Source organism: Hafnia paralvei ATCC 29927, assembly GCF_001655005.1.
Taxonomy (GTDB): Bacteria; Pseudomonadota; Gammaproteobacteria; order Enterobacterales; family Enterobacteriaceae; genus Hafnia; species Hafnia paralvei.
In genome coordinates this window covers 34223-57438 of the sequence record NZ_LXET01000063.1, presented here as the reverse complement: position 1 = coordinate 57438, position 23216 = coordinate 34223, and the positions used below count along the sequence as shown (strand labels likewise).

23 protein-coding genes are annotated in these 23216 nt (G+C 48.5%); 11 read left to right on the top strand and 12 right to left on the bottom strand.

Features of this window, described 5'->3' with window-relative positions; translation table 11 throughout:
• Positions 1-133: 133 nt before the first annotated feature.
• The 3 genes from M988_RS20290 to gpmM are packed head-to-tail and all read right to left on the bottom strand — an operon-like array spanning position 134 to position 4026.
• A complete protein-coding gene (locus tag M988_RS20290; RefSeq protein ID WP_226228526.1) occupies positions 134-1126 on the bottom strand; it encodes a divergent polysaccharide deacetylase family protein in 993 nt (330 codons plus the stop codon).
• Complete coding sequence (gene envC / locus M988_RS20285) at positions 1111-2472, bottom strand: murein hydrolase activator EnvC (protein ID WP_008815781.1); 1362 nt, start codon at positions 2470-2472, stop codon at positions 1111-1113. The genes M988_RS20290 and envC overlap by 16 nt, the downstream gene beginning before the upstream one ends.
• A 9-nt stretch (positions 2473-2481) precedes the next feature.
• Positions 2482-4026, bottom strand: coding sequence for a 2,3-bisphosphoglycerate-independent phosphoglycerate mutase (gene gpmM / locus M988_RS20280; protein WP_004094166.1), 1545 nt, complete (start codon positions 4024-4026; stop codon positions 2482-2484).
• 385 nt (positions 4027-4411) lie between these two features.
• Here gpmM and M988_RS20275 point away from each other — a divergent pair, with 385 nt between their 5' ends.
• The 5 genes from M988_RS20275 to cysE all read left to right on the top strand — a co-directional run bounded on the left by M988_RS20275 (position 4412) and on the right by cysE (position 7697).
• Entirely contained in the window at positions 4412-4843 is a 432-nt protein-coding gene (locus tag M988_RS20275) for a rhodanese-like domain-containing protein (RefSeq protein WP_035503673.1), read from the top strand.
• A 17-nt stretch (positions 4844-4860) separates the two neighbouring features.
• Positions 4861-5109: a glutaredoxin 3 gene (grxC, locus tag M988_RS20270; protein WP_008815783.1), complete on the top strand. Its 249-nt coding sequence runs from the start codon at positions 4861-4863 to the stop codon at positions 5107-5109.
• 62 nt (positions 5110-5171) lie between these two features.
• Positions 5172-5645 (top strand): protein-export chaperone SecB, encoded by a 474-nt coding sequence (gene secB, locus M988_RS20265; RefSeq protein ID WP_008815784.1) that lies wholly within the window; start codon positions 5172-5174, stop codon positions 5643-5645.
• The gene (gpsA, locus tag M988_RS20260; RefSeq protein ID WP_064575497.1) at positions 5645-6664 is read left to right on the top strand and encodes an NAD(P)H-dependent glycerol-3-phosphate dehydrogenase; all 1020 of its coding nucleotides are present in this window, start codon (positions 5645-5647) and stop codon (positions 6662-6664) included. Before secB ends, gpsA begins: the two co-directional genes overlap by 1 nt.
• Positions 6665-6875: 211 nt before the next feature.
• The gene (gene cysE / locus M988_RS20255; protein WP_008815786.1) at positions 6876-7697 is read left to right on the top strand and encodes a serine O-acetyltransferase; all 822 of its coding nucleotides are present in this window, start codon (positions 6876-6878) and stop codon (positions 7695-7697) included.
• 66 nt (positions 7698-7763) lie between these two features.
• Here the strand turns inward: cysE and trmL are convergent, their stop codons facing one another.
• The 3 genes from trmL to cpxR are packed head-to-tail and all read right to left on the bottom strand — an operon-like array spanning position 7764 to position 10345.
• Positions 7764-8237 (bottom strand): tRNA (uridine(34)/cytosine(34)/5-carboxymethylaminomethyluridine(34)-2'-O)-methyltransferase TrmL, encoded by a 474-nt coding sequence (gene trmL / locus M988_RS20250; protein WP_008815787.1) that lies wholly within the window; start codon positions 8235-8237, stop codon positions 7764-7766.
• Positions 8238-8279: 42 nt separating this feature from the next.
• Positions 8280-9650 (bottom strand): envelope stress sensor histidine kinase CpxA, encoded by a 1371-nt coding sequence (cpxA, locus tag M988_RS20245; RefSeq protein ID WP_004094183.1) that lies wholly within the window; start codon positions 9648-9650, stop codon positions 8280-8282.
• On the bottom strand, positions 9647-10345 hold the full coding sequence (gene cpxR / locus M988_RS20240; RefSeq protein WP_004094186.1) for an envelope stress response regulator transcription factor CpxR: 699 nt from the start codon (positions 10343-10345) through the stop codon (positions 9647-9649). Before cpxR ends, cpxA begins: the two co-directional genes overlap by 4 nt.
• 151 nt (positions 10346-10496) lie before the next feature.
• Between cpxR and cpxP the strand changes: the two genes are divergently transcribed.
• Complete coding sequence (gene cpxP / locus M988_RS20235) at positions 10497-10970, top strand: cell-envelope stress modulator CpxP (protein WP_020303931.1); 474 nt, start codon at positions 10497-10499, stop codon at positions 10968-10970.
• An 81-nt stretch (positions 10971-11051) separates the two neighbouring features.
• Here cpxP and M988_RS20230 read toward each other — a convergent pair whose 3' ends face one another.
• Positions 11052-12779 (bottom strand): LTA synthase family protein, encoded by a 1728-nt coding sequence (locus M988_RS20230; RefSeq protein ID WP_064575491.1) that lies wholly within the window; start codon positions 12777-12779, stop codon positions 11052-11054.
• 333 nt (positions 12780-13112) lie between these two features.
• On the opposite strand from M988_RS20230, the gene fieF reads away from it, so the two are divergent.
• From fieF to M988_RS20215, 3 genes are all read left to right on the top strand, one after another.
• Positions 13113-14015, top strand: coding sequence for a CDF family cation-efflux transporter FieF (gene fieF, locus M988_RS20225; RefSeq protein WP_008815789.1), 903 nt, complete (start codon positions 13113-13115; stop codon positions 14013-14015).
• A gap of 334 nt (positions 14016-14349) precedes the next feature.
• Positions 14350-15312, top strand: a complete 963-nt coding sequence (pfkA, locus tag M988_RS20220; protein ID WP_004094193.1) for a 6-phosphofructokinase — start codon at positions 14350-14352, stop codon at positions 15310-15312.
• A 205-nt stretch (positions 15313-15517) separates the two neighbouring features.
• The gene (locus M988_RS20215) at positions 15518-16507 is read left to right on the top strand and encodes a sulfate ABC transporter substrate-binding protein (protein ID WP_039185201.1); all 990 of its coding nucleotides are present in this window, start codon (positions 15518-15520) and stop codon (positions 16505-16507) included.
• 68 nt (positions 16508-16575) lie between these two features.
• Here the strand turns inward: M988_RS20215 and tpiA are convergent, their stop codons facing one another.
• Positions 16576-17343: a triose-phosphate isomerase gene (gene tpiA / locus M988_RS20210; protein WP_008815791.1), complete on the bottom strand. Its 768-nt coding sequence runs from the start codon at positions 17341-17343 to the stop codon at positions 16576-16578.
• 126 nt (positions 17344-17469) lie between these two features.
• Complete coding sequence (locus M988_RS20205) at positions 17470-18150, bottom strand: DUF1454 family protein (RefSeq protein WP_008815792.1); 681 nt, start codon at positions 18148-18150, stop codon at positions 17470-17472.
• A 300-nt stretch (positions 18151-18450) separates the two neighbouring features.
• On the opposite strand from M988_RS20205, the gene M988_RS20200 reads away from it, so the two are divergent.
• A complete protein-coding gene (locus tag M988_RS20200; protein WP_061059354.1) occupies positions 18451-18882 on the top strand; it encodes a DUF805 domain-containing protein in 432 nt (143 codons plus the stop codon).
• 52 nt (positions 18883-18934) lie between these two features.
• Here M988_RS20200 and fpr read toward each other — a convergent pair whose 3' ends face one another.
• Both fpr and M988_RS20190 read right to left on the bottom strand, forming a co-directional pair.
• Complete coding sequence (gene fpr / locus M988_RS20195; protein ID WP_008815794.1) at positions 18935-19681, bottom strand: ferredoxin--NADP(+) reductase; 747 nt, start codon at positions 19679-19681, stop codon at positions 18935-18937.
• 2 nt (positions 19682-19683) lie between these two features.
• Positions 19684-20307 (bottom strand): helix-turn-helix transcriptional regulator, encoded by a 624-nt coding sequence (locus tag M988_RS20190; RefSeq protein ID WP_004094203.1) that lies wholly within the window; start codon positions 20305-20307, stop codon positions 19684-19686.
• A 414-nt stretch (positions 20308-20721) separates the two neighbouring features.
• Here M988_RS20190 and emrD point away from each other — a divergent pair, with 414 nt between their 5' ends.
• Entirely contained in the window at positions 20722-21906 is a 1185-nt protein-coding gene (emrD, locus tag M988_RS20185) for a multidrug efflux MFS transporter EmrD (protein ID WP_039185209.1), read from the top strand.
• 56 nt (positions 21907-21962) lie between these two features.
• Here the strand turns inward: emrD and glpX are convergent, their stop codons facing one another.
• Complete coding sequence (glpX, locus tag M988_RS20180) at positions 21963-22973, bottom strand: class II fructose-bisphosphatase (RefSeq protein ID WP_064575489.1); 1011 nt, start codon at positions 22971-22973, stop codon at positions 21963-21965.
• Positions 22974-23216: the final 243 nt, after the last annotated feature.

Genomic DNA, 23216 nt, shown 5'->3' with positions numbered 1-23216 from the left:
TAATAATTAGCAATAAATACTCTTTCCCAAAGAGTAAATAAGATTTCTTTATATTCATTTTGGTTTAGCAATTAATTCATAATCCGCAATCTCATAGTATGCCGGATTATGAATTAATTTGGTACTGACGCCGTTAGTGCCAGTATTGCCAGCGATCCTGTATAAATTTTATCGGCGCTGAATTTGCCAAGCTGGAACTAATCGCATCAAACATCGCGGTAGCATACACTTTTTCAGGTGCTTTTTTGGTTATGCACTGTTTCACGCCACGGAACGGATTACGCGGTTTTTGCTGCGTTGGCGTTGGGTTCTTGTCCGGTACAGAAGCGCCGTTTAACAGAGAACTTGGGCGAACTAATACGATATCTGCAGGTAGCGACGGCAGCATTTGTTGCAATACCCGCACCGTTGATGGATGTGGATGACCGATCGCTATGGCTGAGCCGTTTTTACGGGCGATTTGAATTGCGCGATTAAACTGCTGGCGAATGGATGCCTCATTCTGAGAATCATCTAGAAAGACTCTACGTTTAATCACTTTGATGCCGGTTCCCGCCGATGCGTTCGTGACTTGGCTATTGCCGATAGTCATGCTGTCGAGAAAATAGAGAAAGTGATACTGCTCAAGGGTGCGCATCACTTTCTGCATGCCCTGTAGATTCGAGGTCATCAAGCTGCCCATATGATTGTTCATCCCGACGGCATACGGCACAGAATTTACGGCCTGATGAATAATGCGCTGGATTTCAGCTTCGCTCATTGAGGGTTGCAATGTGTCTTTTTCTAATGGTTGCTTACTGATAGGTGCCATTGGCAGATGGATTAAAATTTCCCGCCCTTGCGCATGTGCTTTGGTGGCCATTTCACGCGCATGTGGCGCGGTGGGTAATACCGCCACCGAGATCGCTAAAGGCATTTGCAGAATTTTGTTTTCTTCTTGCGGTCGATAGCCAAAGTCATCGATGACAATCGCCAGTTTTCCCGCGTAGGCAGAGGCCGCGCTACAGATGAAAATGAAAAGTGCGGAGGTGACAGCATTGAAAAATCGCAATGTGTTTTCCCTTGTTAATGCAGGAGCGGTAACTGCGGGGTGAATGGCGAATCGCGGGTCTAACGTCCAAGCCATGGTAGTGGGTTAACGGCTTGTCCTTGACGGCGAATTTCGAAATAAAGAGCAGGTTGGCCTTGGCCACCGCTGTTACCAACCAATGCAATTGGCTGACCAGCGCGCACTTGAGCACCTACGTTAACCAGCGCGCTTTGGTTATAGCCATACAGGCTCATATCGCCTTTACCGTGCTCAACGACGACGACTAGGCCATAACCTTGTAGCCAATCGGCCAGCAGTACGCGACCATCTGCGATAGCTTTGACTTCGCTACCCTCGGATGCAGCAATAACCATCCCTTTCCAGCGCAGCTCACCTTGCAGTGTTTCGCCGAAACTGTGAATAGTACGACCGCGAACTGGCCACAGAGCCTGACCGTTGCCACGGCCTAAACCCCCGGTACGGGCGATTAACGAACGCTCACTTTCCGTTGGTTTGTATTTATAGGTGGTGCCTTTTTTCTTCGCCTGTTCTTCTTTAGCCTTCATTTGAGCCTGAAGTTTGGCGGCTTCACGAGCCTCTCGCTCGGCTCGAGCCTTAGCCTCACGTTCGGCTTTTGCAATCTGATCGCGCAGGCGCGATTCGTTCGCTTTCATTTCAGAGAGCTGTTGCTGGTCTTTCGCCAGAGCGCTTTCCAACGATGACAGTGTTTTTTGTCGCTGAATGCGGGCAGATTCAAGCTGTTGTTGAGCTTGCTGCTGAGTGATGAGAATCGCTTTTTGCTGGTTCTGTGCTGCTTCTAGCGCTTTCTTTTCACTGGCTAACTCTGTGCGAGTTTGGTTTAGCTTATCAATGTTCTTCTGGCGTGCTTCATTGAGATAGCCAAAGTAAGCCAAGATACGCTCACTGCGCTGGCTTTCTTCACCACTCAGCAATACTTGAATGCCGGTATGTTTCCCTAGGCGGAAAGCCATATCGAGTTGATGCTCAAGCAGTTGTAGATGCTTATTCTCTTGCGACTGAAGCTTTTTAATTGATGCGGTTAGTTTGGTGACATTGGCACTTAACGCCGCCAGTTCAGACTGTGTTTCTCGCAGGGATCGACTCGCCTGAGCGATGATTTTTTCTTGGGCTTTGAGTTGATCTTGCAGTGAACTGCGTTGTTGCTGCTGTTGTTTTACGGCTTTTTCTTTTTCAGCAATGTCTTGCTGAATAGATTTTAGCTGCTGTTTATTATCGTCAGCGGCAATCGCGGGGAACGAAGAAAACCATGCGCCAGCGTAAATGAAACTGGCACATAGTATTGGCAGCATGCGAAGCGCTGTGGGTAACGGTGACAAACACGTTTGCTTATCACCGATGTTTTTACCCGTTTTGAGCGCTAAGGCTACCTTTGATTCGTGAAATTGGTCTTTTCCCCTCATGGGGATCGATTATTCCACGATGAACAGCGGCTTACCAGTCATCTCTTTAGGCACTTCCATGTCCATCATCGTTAACATGGTTGCTGCGATGTCAGACAATTTACCGCCTTCAACGGCTTTAGCCGGTTTTCCAACATAGATAAGTGGTACTGGCAGGTTGGTATGAGCGGTATAAGCTGCACCAGTAACCTGATCGCGCATCAGCTCGGCGTTACCGTGGTCTGCGGTGATTAGCAACTGACCACCTACGTTTTGTACGGCTTCCACAACCTGACCGACGCAATGATCCAGTGTCTCAACGGCTTTAACGGCTGCATCATAAATACCCGTGTGGCCAACCATGTCACCGTTAGGGTAGTTACAGATGATCGCATCGTATTTACCGCTGTTGATTGCAGCGACCAGTTTTTCGGTCAACTCAGCAGAGCTCATCTCCGGCTGTAGGTCGTAGGTGGCAACTTTTGGTGAGTTGATCAGGATGCGGTCTTCGCCTTTAAACGGTTCTTCAACGCCACCGTTATAGAAGAACGTTACGTGAGCATATTTTTCAGTTTCGGAAATACGCAGCTGGGTTTTGTCATGCTTCATCAGCCATTCGCCGAAAGTGTTTTCCAGTGATGATGGTGGGTAAGCACATGCAGCTTTGATGTCAGCAGCGTACTCAGTCAGCATCACGAAGTTGCTGAAGTTAACTACTTTGTTGCGTTTGAAACCGTCAAAGTCGGCGTTAACAAAGGTGCGAGTGATTTGGCGAGCACGGTCAGCGCGGAAGTTCATGAAGATCAGCGCATCGCCGTCTTCCATGATGGCATCTGGTTCACCAGCGGCTTTAATCACGGTTGGTTTAACAAACTCGTCATTTTCATCGCGAGCGTAAGCGGCTTCAAGGCCAGCCACAGCGTTTTCAGCGGTGAATTCGCCTTTAGCTTCGGTCAACAGGTCGTAGGCTAACTGCACGCGATCCCAACGGTTATCGCGATCCATGGCATAGTAGCGGCCAATCAGAGAAGCAATACGGCCTTTACCCAATTCGGCAAATTTCTCGGTGAATCGTTTCAGTGTATTTTCAGCACTGCGCGGCGGAGTGTCACGTCCGTCTAGGAATGCATGCAGGTAGATTTTTTCTGCACCGCGCTTAGCGGCCAGTTCAACCATAGCGAGAATATGTTCTTCGTGACTGTGAACGCCGCCTGGAGACATCAAGCCCATGATGTGGACTGCTTTGCCCAGAGATACGGCTTTATCAACAGCGCCAACCAACACTTCGTTAGCGAAGAAATCGCCATCTTTGATTTCTTTATCCAGACGAGTCAGGTCTTGGTATACGATGCGGCCTGCGCCTAAGTTTACGTGACCCACTTCTGAGTTACCCATTTGACCGTCAGGTAGACCCACGTCTAAGCCGGAAGCAGAAATCAGGGTGTGCGGATACTCTTTCCACAAACGATCCATCACAGGACGTTTAGCGTTAAGAATCGCGTTATCTTGGGTTTCTTCGCGGTAACCGTAACCGTCTAGAATCACCAGTACCATAGGTTTTTTGGCGCTCGACATTGCAACAACCTCGTTTCTTTATAAGTTCAAAGTTTGAGTTCAAAATACGTTCAAGTGTGAATAGCCGTTCATGCTAAAACGGATCACTAGTACGCCCGCAGAGCGGTGCCTAAGCAAAGGCCGAATAACATACACGGCTATTTGCACTCAAAGTAGTGTAATTTTACTACAGTCTGTGGTGAATTGAGTGCAGAAAGATCAAATGATCGTTTCTGTTCCGCATTTTGGGCAGGTAAACCCTGTCTGAATAATGAAAAATTTCGGGTTATGCCGCAGATTCGTTTTTAGTAACAGGTCTTCTGGCTGTAATTGACGCACTGCGCAGGTATACTCTGACACTTTGATTTTATCCCTTAACTGACGGGAGTCGTTACACCCCATGCAAATGCAAGAGATTATGCAATTTGTGAGTGCCCATCCCATACTTAGCGTAGCGTGGATTGTTCTGTTTGTAGCAGTACTGGTCACCACCTTTAAAAGCCGTTTCTCCAAAGTAAAAGAAATTACTCGTGGTGAAGCAACTCTTCTCATTAACAAAGAAGATGCCGTAGTCGTTGATACTCGTTCTCGCGAAGATTTCCGCAAAGGGCATCTGGCAAACTCTCTGAATCTGACGCCTAGCGACCTGAAAAACGGTAGCTTTGGTGAACTGGATAAACATAAAACTCAGCCAGTCATCGTGGTTTGTGCCAACGGCATGAGCTCTCGTGAATCCGGTGAGCATTTAGTGAAAGCGGGCTTTGAACGCGTTTACACGTTGAAAGATGGTATCGCAGGCTGGAGCGGTGAGAACCTGCCTTTAGCACGCGGTAAATAAGCTACAAGGAATTCATCATGGCAAACATTGATATCTATACCAAAGCGACCTGTCCTTTCTGTCATCGTGCAAAAGCACTGTTGCAGTCAAAAGGTGCTCAGTTTCATGAAATTGCTATTGATAACGACCCGAAAAAGCGTGAAGAAATGATTGAGCGCAGCGGGCGTACAACCGTGCCACAAATTTTTATTAATGGGCAGCACATTGGTGGCTGTGACGATTTACACGCGCTGGATGCGAAGGGTGGCCTTGAGCCGCTTTTGTAATCAGTACGGTATTCGCCCCATAAATCCTATTTATGGATATTAACTTAAAAGGTATTAACACTATGTCAGAACAAAATAACTCAGAGATGTCTTTCCAGATCCAGCGTGTATACACCAAAGATATCTCTTTTGAAGCACCAAACGCACCAGCAGTATTCCAGAAAGAATGGCAGCCAGAAGTCAAACTGGATCTGGATACGGCATCAACTCAACTGGCTGACGGCGTGTTTGAAGTTGTGCTGCGCGTGACGGTAACTGCATCTCTGGGCGAAGAAACTGCATTCCTGTGTGAAGTTCAGCAGGCAGGTATTTTCACAATTTCTGGCATTGAAGGCACTCAGATGGCGCATTGCCTTGGTGCTTACTGCCCGAACATCCTGTTCCCGTATGCGCGTGAATGCATCACCAGCTTGGTTTCTCGTGGTACTTTCCCACAGTTGAACTTAGCTCCCGTTAACTTTGATGCACTGTTCATGAACTATCTGCAGCAAGCTGAAGGCGCAGAAGGTGCTGAACAGCAGCCTCTGGATGCCTAATGAATAACCCAACGGCTTCAATGACCGTCATCGGTGCCGGCTCGTACGGCACCGCTCTGGCAATTACGCTGGCGCGCAATGGGCATCAGGTTGTGTTGTGGGGACACGATCCCAAGCATATCAATTCACTGGATGCTGCGCGCTGTAATCAGGCCTTCCTGCCTGATGTCCCTTTCCCTGATACGCTCAAGCTGGAAACCGATCTTGCGAAGGCAATGGCTGCAAGCCGTGATGTGCTGGTCGTTGTACCTAGCCATGTGTTTGGTGAGGTGCTGCGTCAACTGAAGCCTTATTTGCGTGCTGATTCACGTATCGTTTGGGCAACTAAGGGATTGGAAGCGGAAACAGGCCGTCTGTTGCAAGACGTCGCCCGTGAGGCTCTCGGTCCTGATATTCCTTTAGCGACGCTATCGGGCCCTACGTTTGCGAAAGAGTTGGCAGCGGGTCTTCCTACGGCAATCGCATTATCATCAACTGACGCACAGTTCACTGAAGATTTGCAGCAGCTATTACACTGTGGCAAAAGTTTCCGTGTTTACAGCAATCCCGATTTTATCGGTGTACAGCTGGGCGGCGCGGTGAAAAACGTGATTGCGATTGGGGCGGGAATGTCCGATGGCATTGGTTTTGGGGCAAATGCCAGAACAGCGCTGATCACCCGTGGTTTGACTGAGATGAGCCGTCTTGGCGTTGCGCTAGGTGCCGATCCAACCACCTTTATGGGGATGTCGGGATTAGGCGATTTGGTGCTGACTTGTACCGATAACCAGTCTCGTAACCGACGCTTCGGGATTATGTTGGGGCAAGGCATTGGCGTGCAGGAAGCTCAGGATAAGATTGGTCAAGTGGTGGAAGGTTATCGCAACACCAAAGAAGTGATGGCGTTAGCTCATCGCTATGGTGTTGAAATGCCGATCACTGAGCAAATTTATCAGGTGCTCTACTGCCATAAAGATGCTCGAGAAGCTGCGCTGACGCTGTTAGGTCGTGCACGCAAAGACGAAAAGACCAGCCGCTAGGTGCCAAATTCTTGGTATAACTGCTTGACCGCATGATAGTCGGTCTGGTTAATTGTTGTCTAAATTATATCCCCGTCATACTTGAAACTGCATGACAAAAAGTCTTAAGGCTTTTGTCATGCAACGCCAATTATGTTGGGTACAGCTGGCTCGAATATGATCGTGGCAGCAATTAAATAGCAGTAATTTAGGTGAAGTAAGGGAGCGTTGTATGTCGATAGAAGAGTTAGAACAAATCTGGCAATGCATCAAAACCGAGGCGCGTGGTTTGGCCGAGTGTGAGCCGATGCTGGCTAGCTTCTATCATGCCACCTTGCTGAAGCATGAAAATCTGGGTAGTGCACTGAGTTACATTTTGGCGAATAAGCTGGCGAACGCCATTATGCCCGCTATTGCGATCCGCGAGGTGGTGGAAGAAGCCTACCGTGCAGACACCAATATGACGGACTATGCGGCGCGCGATATTCTTGCTGTGCGTCAGCGTGACCCCGCAGTTGATAAATACTCTACGCCGCTGTTGTACCTCAAAGGTTTCCATGCGCTTCAAGCGTATCGCATCGGCCATTGGTTATGGTCACAAGACCGTAAAGCGTTGGCTATTTATCTGCAAAACCAGATTTCCGTTGTTTTTGGGGTGGATATTCACCCTGCTGCGCGCATTGGCTGCGGGATCATGCTCGATCACGCAACCGGAATTGTGATCGGCGAAACTGCCGTTGTAGAAAATGATGTTTCTATTCTGCAATCGGTGACGCTGGGCGGTACGGGGAAAGAGGGCGGCGACCGTCACCCAAAAATCCGCGAAGGTGTAATGATCGGAGCTGGCGCTAAAATTCTCGGCAATATTGAGGTTGGCCGTGGTGCTAAGATTGGGGCTGGCTCAGTTGTATTACATCCAATTCCAGCGCATACAACCGCTGCCGGTGTGCCAGCTCGCATTGTCGGACGCCCTGAAAGCGAAAAGCCATCTATGGATATGGATCAGTTGTTTAACGGCGCACATGACGGTTTTGAGTTCGGCGACGGTATCTAAATACAACTTGTCTTCATTTCACGGGGCAGACATTCGCCTGCCTCGCATCCTATTTCTACTAATAACTTACTCTTTCAGTAGCGCACCTTCGTAGCCAAGTTGGCGCCAAGCTTCGTAAACCACAACAGAAACCGCATTTGACAGATTCATGCTGCGACTGCTGGCGAGCATTGGTATACGAATTTTTTGCTGAGCAGGGAGAGCATCCAGAATGTAGGCTGGTAATCCGCGCGTTTCTGGGCCAAACACCAGATAATCACCTGCTTGATAACTTACCGCGCTGTGTGCCGGCGTACCTTTTGTCGTCAAAGCAAAGAGGCGTTCAGGTTGTTCGCTGTCGAGAAAGGCTTGATAGTCATGATGTTTTTTTAGCGTGGCGAACTCGTGATAGTCCAAACCTGCGCGGCGCAGACGCTTATCGTCCCAAGTAAAACCTAACGGTTCGATAAGGTGTAATTTAAAGCCCGTGTTGGCGCAGAGACGGATGATATTACCGGTATTCGGTGGGATTTCTGGTTCAAATAAAACGATATTTAACATGTGGTACGCCCCCAAGGTCAGGGGGCGCATTATACTCCAAACTTATCGCGTATAAAGCGGTAGCCAAAGTGTTAGGCGCAGACCACCCAGAGGGCTGTCTTCGGCCTTGACCCAGCCGTTATGCTGTTCTACCACGGTTTCGACGATTGCTAAGCCTAGGCCTGTACCTCCTGACTCGCGGTCGCGCGCCTCATCAGTGCGATAGAATGGACGGAAGATCTGCTCACGGTCTTCTGGTGCGACACCAGGGCCGTCATCGTCGACGTGAATGGTGATCCCCTGATTGTCACAGCTAAACGTCACCGCAATTTTGTGATGAGAATAGCGAAGAGCGTTACGCACGATATTTTCAAACGCACTATCGAGTGCTGCATGGCTGCCAAATAGCGGCCAAGGCCCCGGTGGGCTGATAATCTCTAGCGTTTTGCCGACTTGCTCAGCCTCAAACTTGGCATTTTCCAACACGTCATCCCAAAGCTCATCGGCTTTAAGGTGCTCGCGCTCCAGCTCGGTTTTATGCTGATTGCGAGACAGCGCTAGCAAGTCATTGATCATGCTATCGAGACGATGAGCCTCCATCTCTATACGCGACAGTTCGTTATATTCACCATGGCGTCGCCGCATCAGCGCGGTAGCAAGCTGCAGGCGTGTCAGCGGTGTTCTTAGCTCATGCGAGATATCAGAGATAAGCCGTTGCTGTGCGTTAACCATGCGCTCGAGAGCGCTCACCATTTGGTTAAAACTTGCTCCGGTGGCTAAGAACTCCTGCGGACCCGCCTCCAATTCAGGATGCTGTTTGAGATTGCCACTGGCAACATCATCGGCAGCATTTTTAAGCTTACGGGCAGGGCTCGCGAGGCTCCATGCTAACCAGAGTAACAGAGGTGAACTAATGAGCATCGTAACCAGTAACAGTAACAGCGGGCGGTCAAACATCAGGTTGATGAAGTCGGACTGTGGGCTGCTTGCTGGACGAACCAGATAGAGTTGGTAATTATCTTCGCCATCACGAATAGGGAAGGGCCCCAACATTTCGAGTCGGCCATATTTTTTCTTTTTCGGCTGGTCTGCGTTATCAGACTGGCCGATAAAGTTACGCACGATCTGCATTTCATTGCGTTGAGCGCCAATCACGCGCCCTTCGCTTGTCACTAACAGAAGTCGCTGACCTGGAGGAGACCATTTATCAATGGCGCGGAACAAGCGACGCCACCACATCAGGTCATTCGCCGGGTCAACAGCTAATTCCGCTTCCACGTGCTGTTCCAGCATAATGCCTTGACGGCGTTCACTGTCCAGTAATGAGGTTAGCTGACGTGAATCAAGTTTTGGCAGCATCAACACCACCATCAGCACTAACGCCAGCGTTAACCAGAAAATGGCAAAGATACGTGCCGTAAGGCTGTTAATCATGAAACAGACACCATCAGATAGCCGCGACCGCGTAGTGTTTTAAACCAAGGCTGACCGTCTTTACGTTCAGGCAGCTTACGGCGCAGGTTAGAAATATGCATATCGATAGCACGATCAAACGGTGTCAGACGTTTACCCAAGACTTCCTGACTCAGGTGTTCACGTGAAACAACCTGTCCTAAATGCTGAGCCAGCAGATAAAGCAGGGTGAACTCAGTTCCTGTCAGTTCTAATGTTTGTCCATCAAAACTGGCTTCTTGACGCCCCGGATTCAGTAACAGGTGATCAACTTCCAGCGTTGGCGCGTTGCTTTCGTTGCTTTGTTGCTGCTCATTCCAATTCGAACGGCGCAAAATTGCACGGATACGTGCAACTAGCTCGCGATCGTTGAACGGCTTAGGTAAATAATCATCTGCGCCGAGTTCCAGACCCAGCACGCGATCCAATTCACTACCGCGCGCAGTGAGCATAATGACCGGCGTTTGGTGATGTTGGCGAACTTCTTTCAATGTATCGATACCGTTTTTCTTCGGCATCATGACGTCTAACAATAATAAATCGATACTGGAATCCAAAAGCTCCAGAGCCTGTTCGCCATCGTGAGCAACCACGACGCTAAAACCTTCTAAATCCAGCAGTTCTTGCAGTAGTGACGTCAGTTCGCGATCGTCATCAACCAGTAAAATTTTATTCATAGGTATTTACCTCCTGACGCAAAATACGACAACAAGTGCCGCTATTCCATGACTTTACTTAGTTTTACATGCACTGACGCTAGTTTTCAGGCCCAGAGCTACACTGATTCTCGTCGATTCACATGAGCCAGCCAATGCAAAGGAGTAGATGATGCGTAAAGTAACCTCGTTAGCCATGACGTTTATGCTTGCGATGGCCTCAACCGCAGCATTTGCCGAAGGCTCTCAACATAACGGTATGTTGTATCAAAGTATGGATCATAACCGCATGTTTGATGGTGTGAATCTTAGTGAACATCAGCGCCAGCAAATGCGAGATTTGATGCAGCTTGCGCGACACGATTTACCCCGCGTGGATATCGCGGAGGCTGAAACCATGCACAATCTGGTAACGGCAGAAAAGTTCGATGAAGCCGCAGTGCGGCAGTTAGCCGAGAAAATGGCTCAGGAGAGTATAAACCGTCAGGTTGAAATGGCGAAAATTCGCAACCAGATGTACAACCTGCTTACTCCAGAGCAAAAGGCCCAGTTAAATGAGCGTTACCAGCAGCGGATTGCCAATTGGCAGCAGCAGATAGCGACCATGCAGAATACTTCAGCCCTGAAGTTAGGTACGAAAGAGTAGCACCCTGTTTTTCCTTGCCATAGACACCATCCCTGTCTTCCCCACCTTACGGTGGGGTTTTTTTTGCCTGTAGCTTGTAAATTATGGGTTACTGTCACCTGATGCGGCATGCAGTTCGCTGTAGATATAATGCTTATAACTTTCGACCAGTTTAGTGTTTGTGCAATCGTTGAGTTCGCCTTTGCAGAGATGGCGCATTTCAATATTGGCACGATAGAACGGTGAAACGCTTAAATTGGCGTGTTCCAATACCATCCCGCCTAAGAATGCAATATCCGTCATTCGCCCTAAGTCACTGACGGCGGGTGCTCCTGTGTTATCACGCAGGCTAAACTGGGTGAAATGCATCGGGTCTGACATCGTCGTGGTGTAGCCATTGGACCAATCAATGGCGGGTTGGTGATCGCCAAAATGCATAAAAATGGTCGGTTTATTGCGAGTATCAACAAATTGGAAGAAATCAGCTAACGCAGTGTCCGAAGTCTTAATTTTCTCCACATAGTGGCTGAACTCGCCAGCAGAACCACTTTTTTTCACATAGTGGGTCAGATGATAATCGTCGCTATGTTTTTCATCATAGGGACCATGTTCGTACATGGTTAAGGCATAGATAAACAATGGCTTATCCGTTTTTTTCGCCATGATCTGCTTAACGTATTTCAACATATCCGCAGTGGTGATGTGCCAAAGGTTATCTTCAAGCTTGCCGGGATAGCCTAACTCCTGCGGCTGAAGGATCTGGTCGATTCCCATCTCATGATAGGCATGACCGGCGTTATAGGCTGATTTATTAAATGGCGTAAGCACAATCGTGTAGTAGCCATTGTTTTTCATCTGTTTAAACAAGCTGTCGTTGACGTGATCGACCGCGGAATAGAACACAGAATTCTTCATAGCTCCAAAATCATCGCTGCGTAAACCGGTTAATAGCGCGAATTCGGATAACCATGTGCCGCCACCAAAAGTTTGTACGCGCATCGGCGTATGTGCTTTCACGTTACCTCCTTGTTCAAACATCGTGAATCGGGGGAGCAATTTGGGGTCTGGTAACGAATAAAGCCGAGGATCGACCGTAGATTCTTGTAGCAGCACGATGATGTCTGGATGCTGACTATGGTTCGCTAGGGGCAGATTTAGCGCTGCGGCCTGCTGTTTAAAATAGGCACTGGATTCGCTATTAAAGGAAGGTGGCTCATATTCCACTTCGCTCGCTGACATGACGAGGTTTGAAACCACGCCAGTTCCACCTGGTAGGGTGGTTGCCCAGACGTGTTGGTAGCGGGTGACGCAAAGGGCTACGAGCGCACTGGCAAGGATCATCATCCCAATACTGCGCCACCAGACCCTGTGAGAGACATTGCGTGCAGTCGCTCGCCATGTAACAACCAGCGTGATGATTAGCCATATCACTAGACCGAGAAGCGCTAGACCTGCTAAAGGGTAATGAAAAAGCGTAGCGGTATTGGAGGGATCAGTAGCCAAATAGATGTCGGGAAACATCAAATGGTCTTTGTAATAATGGACTTTAAGCTGGTTGATAAACTGTAGGACGATCACCAAAAGGCTAGTAATCGACAAGGCAAATATGCTTCTCCCTGAAAGTAGATAGAACATACCCACGATGAAAACAAACGCACTCAATGCGGTGATAAGGGGATAGCCCGCCGAGGGCGTATTACCCGCAAGGATGACGACAGCGACGATGACTAAAAGTAGGCAGTATAAACAGGTCTTAGGATTTTGTTTAAAACGGTTTAACGTTGAGCTGTTAGATTGTTGGCTTGATACGGGTGAGCGTGATTGCCCCATGATGATCGATGCCTCAGGCGATTTCATTTTATAGACACGCACATAATGTCGCTGCGTCATTCAATGGCGTGTAAATCGATGCGATTAAAATATGGTCAAAATATTGTTGACCGCCAATTTACGGGTACAGCCGTAAGAGCGATAAAAGACTGATACGGTAAATTAAGATGAGCGAAGTGAGAGGGAGGATCAAGTCGTCCTCGATATTATATATCTTTCCAAACGTAACAGAGCATTGTGCTAATCTGAGCTAAGACAAGCCATGTTCCCTGCGGCTTTTTTTGTCATTAATTCGCTATACTGAACAGCCCTAAGTGATTAAAGGATATTTTCATGGAGCAGCAATATGCACGGTTAGTTAAAACCGCTGCGCTGGGAGCCACGGTCACCGCCACCGTACTCCTTATTATTAAAACGCTTGCCTGGTGGCACACTGGTTCTGTCAGTCTTTTGGCATCACTGGTGGACTCCATTGTAGATATCGCTGCATCTTTGACGAATTTGCTGGTGGTACGTTACTCATTGCAACCTGCTGATGAAGAACACACCTTTGGGCATGGCAAAGCGGAATCCCTGGCCGCACTGGCGCAAAGCATGTTTATTTCCGGCTCCGCATTGTTCCTGTTCCTGACCGGTTTCCAACACCTTATCAACCCTGAGCCGATGACTGACCCAGGCCTTGGTATTGGGGTAACAATTATCGCTTTAGCCTGTACGATGGTATTAGTGACCTTCCAACGCTGGGTGGTGCGAAAAACCCGTAGTCAAGCAGTACGCGCGGATATGCTTCATTACCAGTCTGACGTCATGATGAACGGTGCAATTTTGATCTCACTGGGATTGAGTTGGTACGGTTTCACGCGTGCGGACTCTCTGTTTGCGCTCGGAATCGGCGTTTATATCCTGTATAGCGCACTACGTATGGGCTATGAGGCCGTTCAGTCTTTGCTAGATCGTGCATTAGATGATGATGAGCGTCAGGCTATTGTCGATATCGTCCATGCTTGGCCGGGCGTTAGCGGAGTACATGATTTAAGAACCCGCCAGTCAGGGCCGACACGTTTTATTCAGTTACATATCGAGATGGACGATAACCTCCCTTTAATTCACGCTCATGAAATCGCCGAACAAGTTGAGCAGGCTATTTTGCAGCGGTTTCCCGGTTCTGATGTGATAATCCATCAGGACCCGTGTTCCGTGGTGCCTGATACTCGAAAAGGGCACTGGGAGGTCTAATCGCGACTAAGCTATAAAGTTATAGTTCAAGTCGGTGGTTGCGAGTGTTATCCCGTTTATCACGGCTTTCACAACCCAAATCATTAGAGAATGTAAGTAATAGTGTGATGGGTGTGGTGGGTTTCTAAATTTATTCCTTTAGTGCTTGGGAAATTTTTTACCACAAACTAGACTGACCTGAATCAATTCAGCTGGATAACTTTGATATAATATTCAGCAGTAGCAGCAATAAACGTTCATTTTCTATACCCGTGTCCTGTACCACATACAATAACGTTTAGCGCGATGGCGAAAACAATTCTTAAGAATAGCATCTACAAGCTCAGAGGTAGTCATGATCAAGAAAATCGGTGTATTGACGAGTGGCGGTGACGCTCCAGGTATGAACGCTGCGATCCGTGGTGTTGTACGTGCGGCATTAGCCAAAGGGTTAGAAGTCTACGGTATCGAGGACGGCTACCTCGGCTTGTATGAAGGTCGTATGAAGCAGCTTGATCGCTCAAGTGTGTCAGACATGATTAACCGTGGCGGTACTTTCTTGGGTTCTGCGCGTTTCCCTGAGTTCCGCGATGATAAAGTGCGTGAGAAAGCCGTTGATAACATGCGCAAAGTTGGACTGGATGCGTTAGTGGTTATCGGTGGTGATGGTTCATACATGGGGGCGAAGCGTATCACGGAGATGGGCTTCCCTTGCATCGGCTTGCCGGGCACGATCGATAACGACGTTGCGGGTACGGACTACACTATCGGTTATTTCACTGCACTGGAAACTGTCGTTGAAGCGATCGACCGCCTGCGTGATACCTCTTCTTCTCACCAGCGTATTTCTATCGTTGAAGTCATGGGCCGCTACTGTGGTGACCTGACGTTGGCGGCGGCCATCGCTGGGGGCTGTGAGTTTATCGTTCTGCCAGAAGTTGAGTTCAAGCGTGAAGATCTGGTTAACGAAATCAAAGCCGGCATTATCAAAGGCAAAAAACACGCTATCGTGGCAATCACTGAGCACATCTGTGACATCGATGAGTTAGCTAAACATATTGAGCAAGAAACCGGCCGTGAGACTCGTGCAACCGTTCTGGGTCACATCCAGCGTGGTGGGGCTCCAGTCGCCTATGACCGCATTTTAGCTTCCCGCATGGGCGCATACTCTATTGAACTGCTGTTACAGGGCTACGGTGGACGCTGTGTCGGTATTCAGAACGAAAAGCTGGTTCACCACGATATCATCGACGCGGTAGAAAATATGAAGCGTCCATTTAAAGGTGATTGGCTGGAAACAGCGAAAATGCTGTACTAATTGTTTAAGCCAGAGGCCTAAGCAATTTAGGTGTTAACCATTTCAAAAGCCCCTCCTTGGGGCTTTTTTGCTACTGTGATTGGCAGATCAACCTTTCGTTATTATTCCTCGAAAGCATAACTGTATCTTTTTTATTCTTTAATCATTTTCCTGCTTTCTGGCAGGCTCTCTTTTAACTACTTTGGTAAAAGTTTGGAGAGCGGTGATGCGTAAACTTGGGATTGGTCTGTCGTTACTGCTGGTGGCTACGGGCGCGCTGGCAAAAGATATTCAGTTGCTAAACGTTTCTTATGATCCAACACGAGAGCTTTATCAGCAATATAACGAAGCGTTCAGCAAGCACTACAAACAGGAGACAGGCGATAACGTCACGATCAGGCAATCTCATGGTGGCTCGGGCAAGCAGGCGACATCGGTGATTAACGGTATCGAAGCCGACGTAGTGACGCTGGCGCTAGCCTATGACGTTGATGCAATCGCGGAGCGTGGACGAATAGATAAAGCATGGATTAAACGTCTGCCAGATAATTCGGCACCCTACACTTCAACCATTGTTTTCTTAGTTCGTAAAGGTAACCCAAAGCAAATTCACGATTGGAATGACTTAATTAAACCGGGCGTTTCAGTTATTACGCCTAACCCTAAAACCTCCGGTGGCGCTCGCTGGAACTATTTAGGTGCATGGGGTTATGCGCTGGAAAATAACAATAACGATCAGGCTAAGGCTAAAGAGTTCGTCAAAGCGCTGTATAAGAACGTAGAGGTGCTTGATTCTGGCGCACGCGGCGCAACGAATACTTTCGTTGAACGTGGCATCGGCGATGTGTTGATTGCGTGGGAGAACGAAGCGCTACTGGCACAGCACGAATTGGGTAAAGACCAGTTTGAAATTGTGACGCCGAGTGTTTCTATTTTGGCTGAACCGACGGTATCCGTGGTGGATAAAGTGGTCGATAAGCGCGGAACGCGTCAGGTTGCGGATGAGTACCTGAAATATCTGTATTCACCTGAAGGGCAGACCATCGCCGCCAAAAATTACTACCGCCCACGTGATGAGGCAATCGCCAAGCAATACAGCCAGCAATTTCCGCAACTGAAGTTATTTACCGTTGATCAGCTCTTTGGTGGCTGGCAGAAGGCTCAGAAAGAACATTTTGCAACCGGTGGGGAATTCGATCAGATTTCCCAGAGATAGCATTTTCCAGTCATAAAAAAACCCCGGTTCTCCGGGGTTTTTTTGCATGCAAGAAAGCAGAAACGCAATTATGCAGTTTTTGCTTCAGCCGCAGCTTTAACGATAACGGCAAAAGCGTCAGCTTTCAGAGATGCACCGCCAACCAGCGCGCCATCGATATCTGGCTGAGTGAACAGTTCAGCGGCGTTTGCTGCGTTAACAGAACCACCGTATTGGATAATAACTTCTTCAGCTGCTTCGGCATTGTGTTTAGCAATGTGGTCGCGGATGAATTTGTGAACGGCTTGAGCCTGAGCAGGGGTTGCTGATTTGCCAGTACCGATTGCCCATACTGGTTCGTATGCGATAACTGCACCTTTGAAGACTTGAGCACCCATGGTTTTCAGCACGGCATCCAATTGACGAGCGCAAACTTCCTGAGTTTTACCCGCTTCATTTTCTGCGTCGGTTTCACCGATGCACAGCACAGGGATCAGGCCAGCTTCTTTAACGGCTGCAAATTTCTCTGCAATGAACTCGTCGCTTTCTTTGTGGTAAGTACGACGCTCTGAGTGACCGATAATGATGTATTTAGCACCGACATCTTTCAGCATTTGAGCCGAAGTTTCACCGGTGAATGCACCAGAAGCGTTGATACCAACGTCTTGTGCACCCAGTGCGATACGAGAACCTGCCAGAGTATGTGCAGCCTGGTCCAGATAGATGGTTGGTGGAGCGATAGCAACGTCACAGTTGGCTACGGCGCTCAGTTCGTTGCGCAGCGCAAGGATCAGTTCGTTGACCATGTGGTGGCTGCCGTTGAGTTTCCAGTTGCCCATGACTAATGGTTGACGCATTTTCATTTCTCCAATTCGGAACACATAATCGTAAAAGTCTGCCTTACCGGCATTGTCTGTAAATCAGTATAGAAAGCTCGCGACTAAGAAGTTTTGTTTTCCATCATGAAATACGAAAGGATGCGATTAAGCCGCATTATCTGATAGCGACAGCTTAATCGGTTCAACTGCGAAAGTAATACCTTTTTCTGCGCTATCCGATACGACATAACGCATCGCTCCATCATTTTGGGCGAAATAGAGCTGGCCTTTGCCTTTATTCAACAGCGACGATACTTTAGCCGTGCATTGATCAAAGGTTAGTGTAGGCGAAAAGTGCCGCATGATAGCGGCCATATAGTTGATGGCGAGTTCGCGCGACTCGCGTGAGACTTTATCGTCTGATTTATCGAGCTTCTTGCCGTCTTTTCCATTTTCTTTATCGTTTTTTATCGACACGGGCGGAATGTAGGTAATCTGTAAGCTCTTGATTTTTCCTGTGCCCTTTTCCAGTACAACCGAAGAGTAGAGATAGTCATTGATTTTACTGGCGGCGCGCGTGATAGCCGTCTCTTCGTTTTTTACGCTAATAGCCCGATATTCGTTGATGATAAGCGTCGGGTTTTCAATGTTGTACTTGGCGCGAAATTGAACCAGTGTCAGGTCGAACGTCGGAGCGTTGGGTAATAGGTAAGGGGCGGCGGGGAGCTCGTCAGAAAGTATACGGCCTTCTTCCTGCGCGGCACTGACAGAAAAACTGCTGCCTGCATACCATAGAATCAGTATTGCGAAGAAAGCCTTGGATGTGTAGCAACTCGTTTTTTTCATTGTTGGTCTGATGTTCCAATCTGCCATTCTGAATGTTGGTAATACACACGCCTATACCTGATTAAAGCGTTTTCGAAGGGTGATTGTCAAAATTGTGTGCAAAATTTCCCGAGGCCGAGAGAGATAAGGTAAACTTTGCCGCTATTAGCTCTCTACCCATCATACTTCAAGCTGCATGTGCGTTGGCTGCGCTCGTTCACCCCCATCACTTACTAGAGTAAGCTCATCGGGATTGACTCACTTGCCGCCTTCCTGTAACTCGAATTATTTAGGGTGTAATAACGTAGGCAACTTCAGATTATGACCATTCAAAAGTGGTGTTTCTCTTTTAACGGACGAATTGGGCGGCGCGATTTCTGGATATGGATGGGATTGTGGGCGCTTCTTTTAGTGATTATTTTTTCGATTGCAGGAAGTGGCTGGATTTCGTTACAAACGGCGGCCTTTGGTTTAGTTTTTTCATTGTGGCCAACGGCAGCGGTGTTGGTAAAGCGCTTGCACGATCGCAATAAGTCGGGCTGGTGGGCTCTTTTGGTCGTTGTTGCTTGGATGCTGGCAGCAGGAAACTGGAGTATGCTAGCCGAGATCTGGCAGTGGGGGGTTGGGCGTTTTATTCCAACGCTGATCGGGGTGATGATGCTGATCGACTGTGGTTCGTTTATAGGTACCGAAGGGGATAATCGTTTTGGTCCAGAACCAACGCCGGTCGATTTTAAGAACGCAGGCCGTTAAGCCAAAAAAATGCCGGTGGTCAAACCGGCACATGTTTTATCATCGCTGAAATTTACCAGTAATGCTCACTGGTGATGTGCCCCGGTTTACGGCGCAGATGCTTGCGCATTCCACGTGAATCCTTCAACACTTGTTGGGTATCTCGCACCATTTGCGGATTGCCACACAACATCACGTGGCTCTCTTCTGCGTCGATTTTTAAACCTACCGCAGCTTCCAAAGAACCATCTTCGATGAGCGCAGGAACGCGCCCCTGAAGTGAACCTGCGGCATTCTCACGGCTGACTACGGTTTGAATCCGTAATTTGCCGTTGTAGCGTTGTTCCAACTGTTGCATCAATGGCAGATAGCTTAAGTCCTGCGCTAAACGAGTGGCATGAACTAAGACAATATTCTCAAAGCGCTCGAGATCTTTACCTTCTTGCAAAATTGATAAATATGGCCCCAATGCAGTACCGGTTGCCAGCATCCAAAGCGTTTTACAGTCTGGAACTTCATCCAGAACAAAGAAACCAGCGGCTTCTTCAGTGACCTGTAAAGTATCACCTGCCTGAAGGCTATGCAGACGCGGACTGAGCTTACCATCGGGTACGGTTACCAGATAAAACTCTAAGTTATTATCGCTTGGCGCATTTACATACGAATAAGCGCGCTGTACACGCTCTCCGTCAATATCTAAGCCCAGCTTGGCAAACTGTCCGGCAGTAAAGTTATGGACCGGTGCTTGCAGCGTGATGCTGAACAGATTCTCTGTCCAATGTTGAACTTGAGTAATAGTGCCCGTTACCCATTCTGCCATGGTTACAACTCCCGAGGTGTAATGCGATATGCGCAGCGACGTGAGTTGGAAATAATATGCTCGACGCGGTCAATTTGGTAGTTTGGACCCAACAGGCGATGCAATAAACTCAACTCAGAGTTACATAAGTTACCGCAGTTATGGGCTGCCACGCCAATCGGACAGTGGTTTTCAATCAGCACCACGGCATCATCTTCAACCTCAAGTTCGGCCATGTAGCCGTCGTTTTGGCGCAAGCGAGCCAGTGCCTGAAAGCGTTCTTCGCCTTCGGGATATTTCTCCAGTTCCGTTGCATAGCGCTGAAACAGAGAGTCTTCGCGGACATTAATGAGTTTTTCAACACCTTCATCGCCGAAGAGTTGCTGTGCGGCACCGAGGATCACGCGCGACAGGTCTTGATGGCGATCGGGGAACTGACTGTGTCCCTTGGTCGTTAGCGACCAGTAACGAGTTGGGCGGCCCACTTTGGTTCTGGCCTCTTCATAACAGACAAGTTCACGTTGTTCGAGCTGTTGTAAATGCTGACGAATGCCCATTGTGGTGATCGATATTCTATCAGCCAGCATCTTGGCTGACTGAGGACCAAGGCTTTTCAACTGCAGCATGATCAATTCTGGTGTCTTCATGACTCAAATCCTTTTGGAAAGTGGGTATACCCGTCATACTTCAACTTGCATTTTGTTGGCTGTGTTCACTCATCCGAATCTCTTACTAGAGCAAACTCATCGGGATTCACTTACTTGCCTTCTCAATGCAACTCGAATTATTTTGGGTATATAGTTTAATAACTTATATATCTCTATTAAATGATTAATATCCTCTATTTTTAATCCCGTCGCAGAATGAATGCCTCGCTGTAACTTTTTCTTTACGAGCTAGGTACTTTTGTATGCCAAAATCAGCCAGAATAAAGAACCTTACTCGCTCGTTTATTTAATCTAATCTGTTAGATTATGCGCCGATCTATGGCTTTAACTTCCTGACATTTATGTCATGAATAGTTAATGATACTAATTTGATGCGTTGGCAAGCGTAAAATAATGAGAAAGCTCGAGAATTTTCACCTGTTAGTGATGTTGATTCTGCTCGTCGCAGTTGGCCAGATGGCACAGACTATCTATGTGCCTTCTATTGCAGATATGGCGCGTGATCTGGGCGTGCGTAGTGGTGCTGTGCAAGGGGTCATGGCTGCTTATTTGCTAACCTACGGTGGATCGCAGTTGATCTACGGCCCCATTTCCGATCGTGTGGGACGTCGCCCGGTCATTTTGGCGGGTATGGGGATTTTCATCATTGGTGCGCTGTGGGCGTTGCTATCGACCAATTTAGATATGTTGGTTATGGCAAGCGCGTTACAAGGCATGGGAACCGGCGTAGCTGGTGTGATGGCTCGTACTATGCCGCGCGACCTCTATGAGGGGCCTTCTCTACGCTATGCCAACAGCCTATTGAACATGGGTATTCTCGTTAGTCCGCTGTTGGCACCGGTGATTGGCGGTATGCTGGATTCTGTGCTCGGCTGGCGTGCTTGCTATGGTTTTTTACTGCTGCTTTGTGTGTGCGTTGCGTTTTCAATGTACCGCTGGCTTCCAGAAACGCGTCCGGCAAATGCACCGCGTAAGAATATGTTTGCGAGCTACAAAATGCTGCTGACCAACGGCTCTTTTGGCTGCTATTTGATTATGCTCGTGGGTGGACTTGCCGGTGTTGCGGTATTCGAGGCTTGTTCCGGTGTGCTGATGGGCGGCGTTTTGGGGCTCAGCGGCATCGTCGTGAGTATTCTGTTTATCTTACCTATCCCAGCCGCCTTCTTTGGTGCGTGGTACGCAGGGCGTCAGGGGAAAAGCTTCTCCACCTTGATGTGGCATTCGGTAATCAGCTGCTTGCTCGCTGGCGTTATGATGTGGATCCCAGGCTGGTTTGGCATTATGAATATTTGGACGCTGGTGGTGCCTGCAGCACTGTTCTTCTTTGGCGCTGGAATGCTATTCCCACTGGCAACGACAGGGGCTATGGAGCCATTTCCGTTCTTGGCTGGGGCTGCGGGTGCGCTGGTGGGCGGTCTACAAAACATGGGTTCTGGCGCGATGGCTTGGTTCTCTGCGTTATTACCACAGACGGGGCAGTTCAGCTTAGGGATGTTAATGACGGCAATGGCCGTGATGATTTTGCTCTGTTGGCTACCGCTTGCGCATAAAATGCAGCAGCAAGGGCATATGGTGTAAGTTGTGTTTTAAAACCTCAGCCTCGCCTGTGAATACGAGGCTGAGAGATATCGAAGCTAGATGATTAATTCACAAATCTTTGGATCTTTGCGATCGAGATAATGTGTCGAACGAATACGGCGAATAGTGCGTGATTTACCGCGCACCAGCAGGGTTTCAGTGGTAGCCATATTCCCTTTACGATAAATACCTTCCAGCAAATCACCTTTGGTTATTCCCGTCGCGGAGAATACGACGTTATCGTTGCGTGCCATTTCGTCTAAGCGCAGCACTTTACCTGCTTCGATTCCCATTTCAGCGCAACGCTTGAGCTCTTGTTCGCCAAGCGCGCGGTTTTCTGGGGTATCGCCCTTCACATTGTATCGAGCGATCAGGCGGCCATGCATATCACCATCTAGCGCACGAATCACTGCGGCTGAGACAACGCCTTCTGGTGCGCCGCCGATGCCGTACATGACATCAACTTCGCTTTCAGGCATACAGGTCAGAATTGAGGCCGCTACGTCGCCGTCAGGAATCGCAAATACTTTAACGCCAAGTGTCTGCATTTCAGCAATTACAGCGTCATGGCGTGGTTTTGCCAGCGTAATGACGGTTAGCTCATGCAGCGGTTTTTCTAGCTTTTCGGCAACCAGACGCAGGTTTTCGGCCAATGGTCGATTTAAATCGATAACGCCTTTAGCTTGCGGGCCGACAACCAGTTTCTCCATATACATATCCGGTGCGCGCAAAAAAGTACCTTTATCGCCAACGGCCATAACGGCTAGCGCATTAGATTGACCCATGGCGGTCATACGGGTGCCTTCAATGGGATCGACGGCGATATCAACCTGATCGCCGTTACCAGTACCAACACGCTCACCGATATACAACATTGGAGCTTCATCGATCTCACCCTCACCGATCACGATTTCACCGTCGATATCGACTTGGTTAAGCATGATGCGCATGGCATTAACAGCAGCGCCGTCAGCGGCATTTTTATCACCACGGCCTAACCACTTGTATCCAGCCAGAGCTGCGGCTTCGGTGACGCGGGAGAATTCGATGGCTAATTCACGTTTCATTATAGATCCGTATTGGTTACTGAAAGATTGAGGGATAAAGACGGGAGGGGATTTTAGCACAAGGTGAGAGGGGGGGATTGGAAAACGATTGTATAGGCTTCATTGCTGCTGTCTTCTATTCACATTTGGACTGTGCAGGCGTCCGTATTGGCAGCGGTTTTCTATCTCTATGATAGAACGGTGAAGGGTTTCGTCCGCCAGTTAGCAAATTTGTTTCCATGAAACCGCTAGCGAGGCGTCCGA

Bases quoted from the DNA above. Each gene is read 5' to 3' on its own strand.
- M988_RS20275 (WP_035503673.1), top strand. From the start codon at position 4,412: ATGCAAGAGATTATGCAATTTGTGAGTGCCCATCCCATACTTAGCGTA.
- pfkA (WP_004094193.1), top strand. From the start codon at position 14,350: ATGATCAAGAAAATCGGTGTATTGACGAGTGGCGGTGACGCTCCAGGT.
- envC (WP_008815781.1), bottom strand. From the start codon at position 2,472: ATGAGGGGAAAAGACCAATTTCACGAATCAAAGGTAGCCTTAGCGCTC.
- M988_RS20200 (WP_061059354.1), top strand. From the start codon at position 18,451: ATGACCATTCAAAAGTGGTGTTTCTCTTTTAACGGACGAATTGGGCGG.
- M988_RS20190 (WP_004094203.1), bottom strand. From the start codon at position 20,307: ATGAAGACACCAGAATTGATCATGCTGCAGTTGAAAAGCCTTGGTCCT.
- emrD (WP_039185209.1), top strand. From the start codon at position 20,722: ATGAGAAAGCTCGAGAATTTTCACCTGTTAGTGATGTTGATTCTGCTC.
- cpxA (WP_004094183.1), bottom strand. From the start codon at position 9,650: ATGATTAACAGCCTTACGGCACGTATCTTTGCCATTTTCTGGTTAACG.
- trmL (WP_008815787.1), bottom strand. From the start codon at position 8,237: ATGTTAAATATCGTTTTATTTGAACCAGAAATCCCACCGAATACCGGT.
- secB (WP_008815784.1), top strand. From the start codon at position 5,172: ATGTCAGAACAAAATAACTCAGAGATGTCTTTCCAGATCCAGCGTGTA.
- fpr (WP_008815794.1), bottom strand. From the start codon at position 19,681: ATGGCAGAATGGGTAACGGGCACTATTACTCAAGTTCAACATTGGACA.
- gpmM (WP_004094166.1), bottom strand. From the start codon at position 4,026: ATGTCGAGCGCCAAAAAACCTATGGTACTGGTGATTCTAGACGGTTAC.
- M988_RS20230 (WP_064575491.1), bottom strand. From the start codon at position 12,779: ATGGGGCAATCACGCTCACCCGTATCAAGCCAACAATCTAACAGCTCA.
- glpX (WP_064575489.1), bottom strand. From the start codon at position 22,973: ATGAAACGTGAATTAGCCATCGAATTCTCCCGCGTCACCGAAGCCGCA.
- M988_RS20205 (WP_008815792.1), bottom strand. From the start codon at position 18,150: ATGAAAAAAACGAGTTGCTACACATCCAAGGCTTTCTTCGCAATACTG.
- M988_RS20290 (WP_226228526.1), bottom strand. From the start codon at position 1,126: ATGGCTTGGACGTTAGACCCGCGATTCGCCATTCACCCCGCAGTTACC.
- gpsA (WP_064575497.1), top strand. From the start codon at position 5,645: ATGAATAACCCAACGGCTTCAATGACCGTCATCGGTGCCGGCTCGTAC.
- grxC (WP_008815783.1), top strand. From the start codon at position 4,861: ATGGCAAACATTGATATCTATACCAAAGCGACCTGTCCTTTCTGTCAT.
- cpxP (WP_020303931.1), top strand. From the start codon at position 10,497: ATGCGTAAAGTAACCTCGTTAGCCATGACGTTTATGCTTGCGATGGCC.
- tpiA (WP_008815791.1), bottom strand. From the start codon at position 17,343: ATGCGTCAACCATTAGTCATGGGCAACTGGAAACTCAACGGCAGCCAC.
- M988_RS20215 (WP_039185201.1), top strand. From the start codon at position 15,518: ATGCGTAAACTTGGGATTGGTCTGTCGTTACTGCTGGTGGCTACGGGC.
- fieF (WP_008815789.1), top strand. From the start codon at position 13,113: ATGGAGCAGCAATATGCACGGTTAGTTAAAACCGCTGCGCTGGGAGCC.
- cpxR (WP_004094186.1), bottom strand. From the start codon at position 10,345: ATGAATAAAATTTTACTGGTTGATGACGATCGCGAACTGACGTCACTA.
- cysE (WP_008815786.1), top strand. From the start codon at position 6,876: ATGTCGATAGAAGAGTTAGAACAAATCTGGCAATGCATCAAAACCGAG.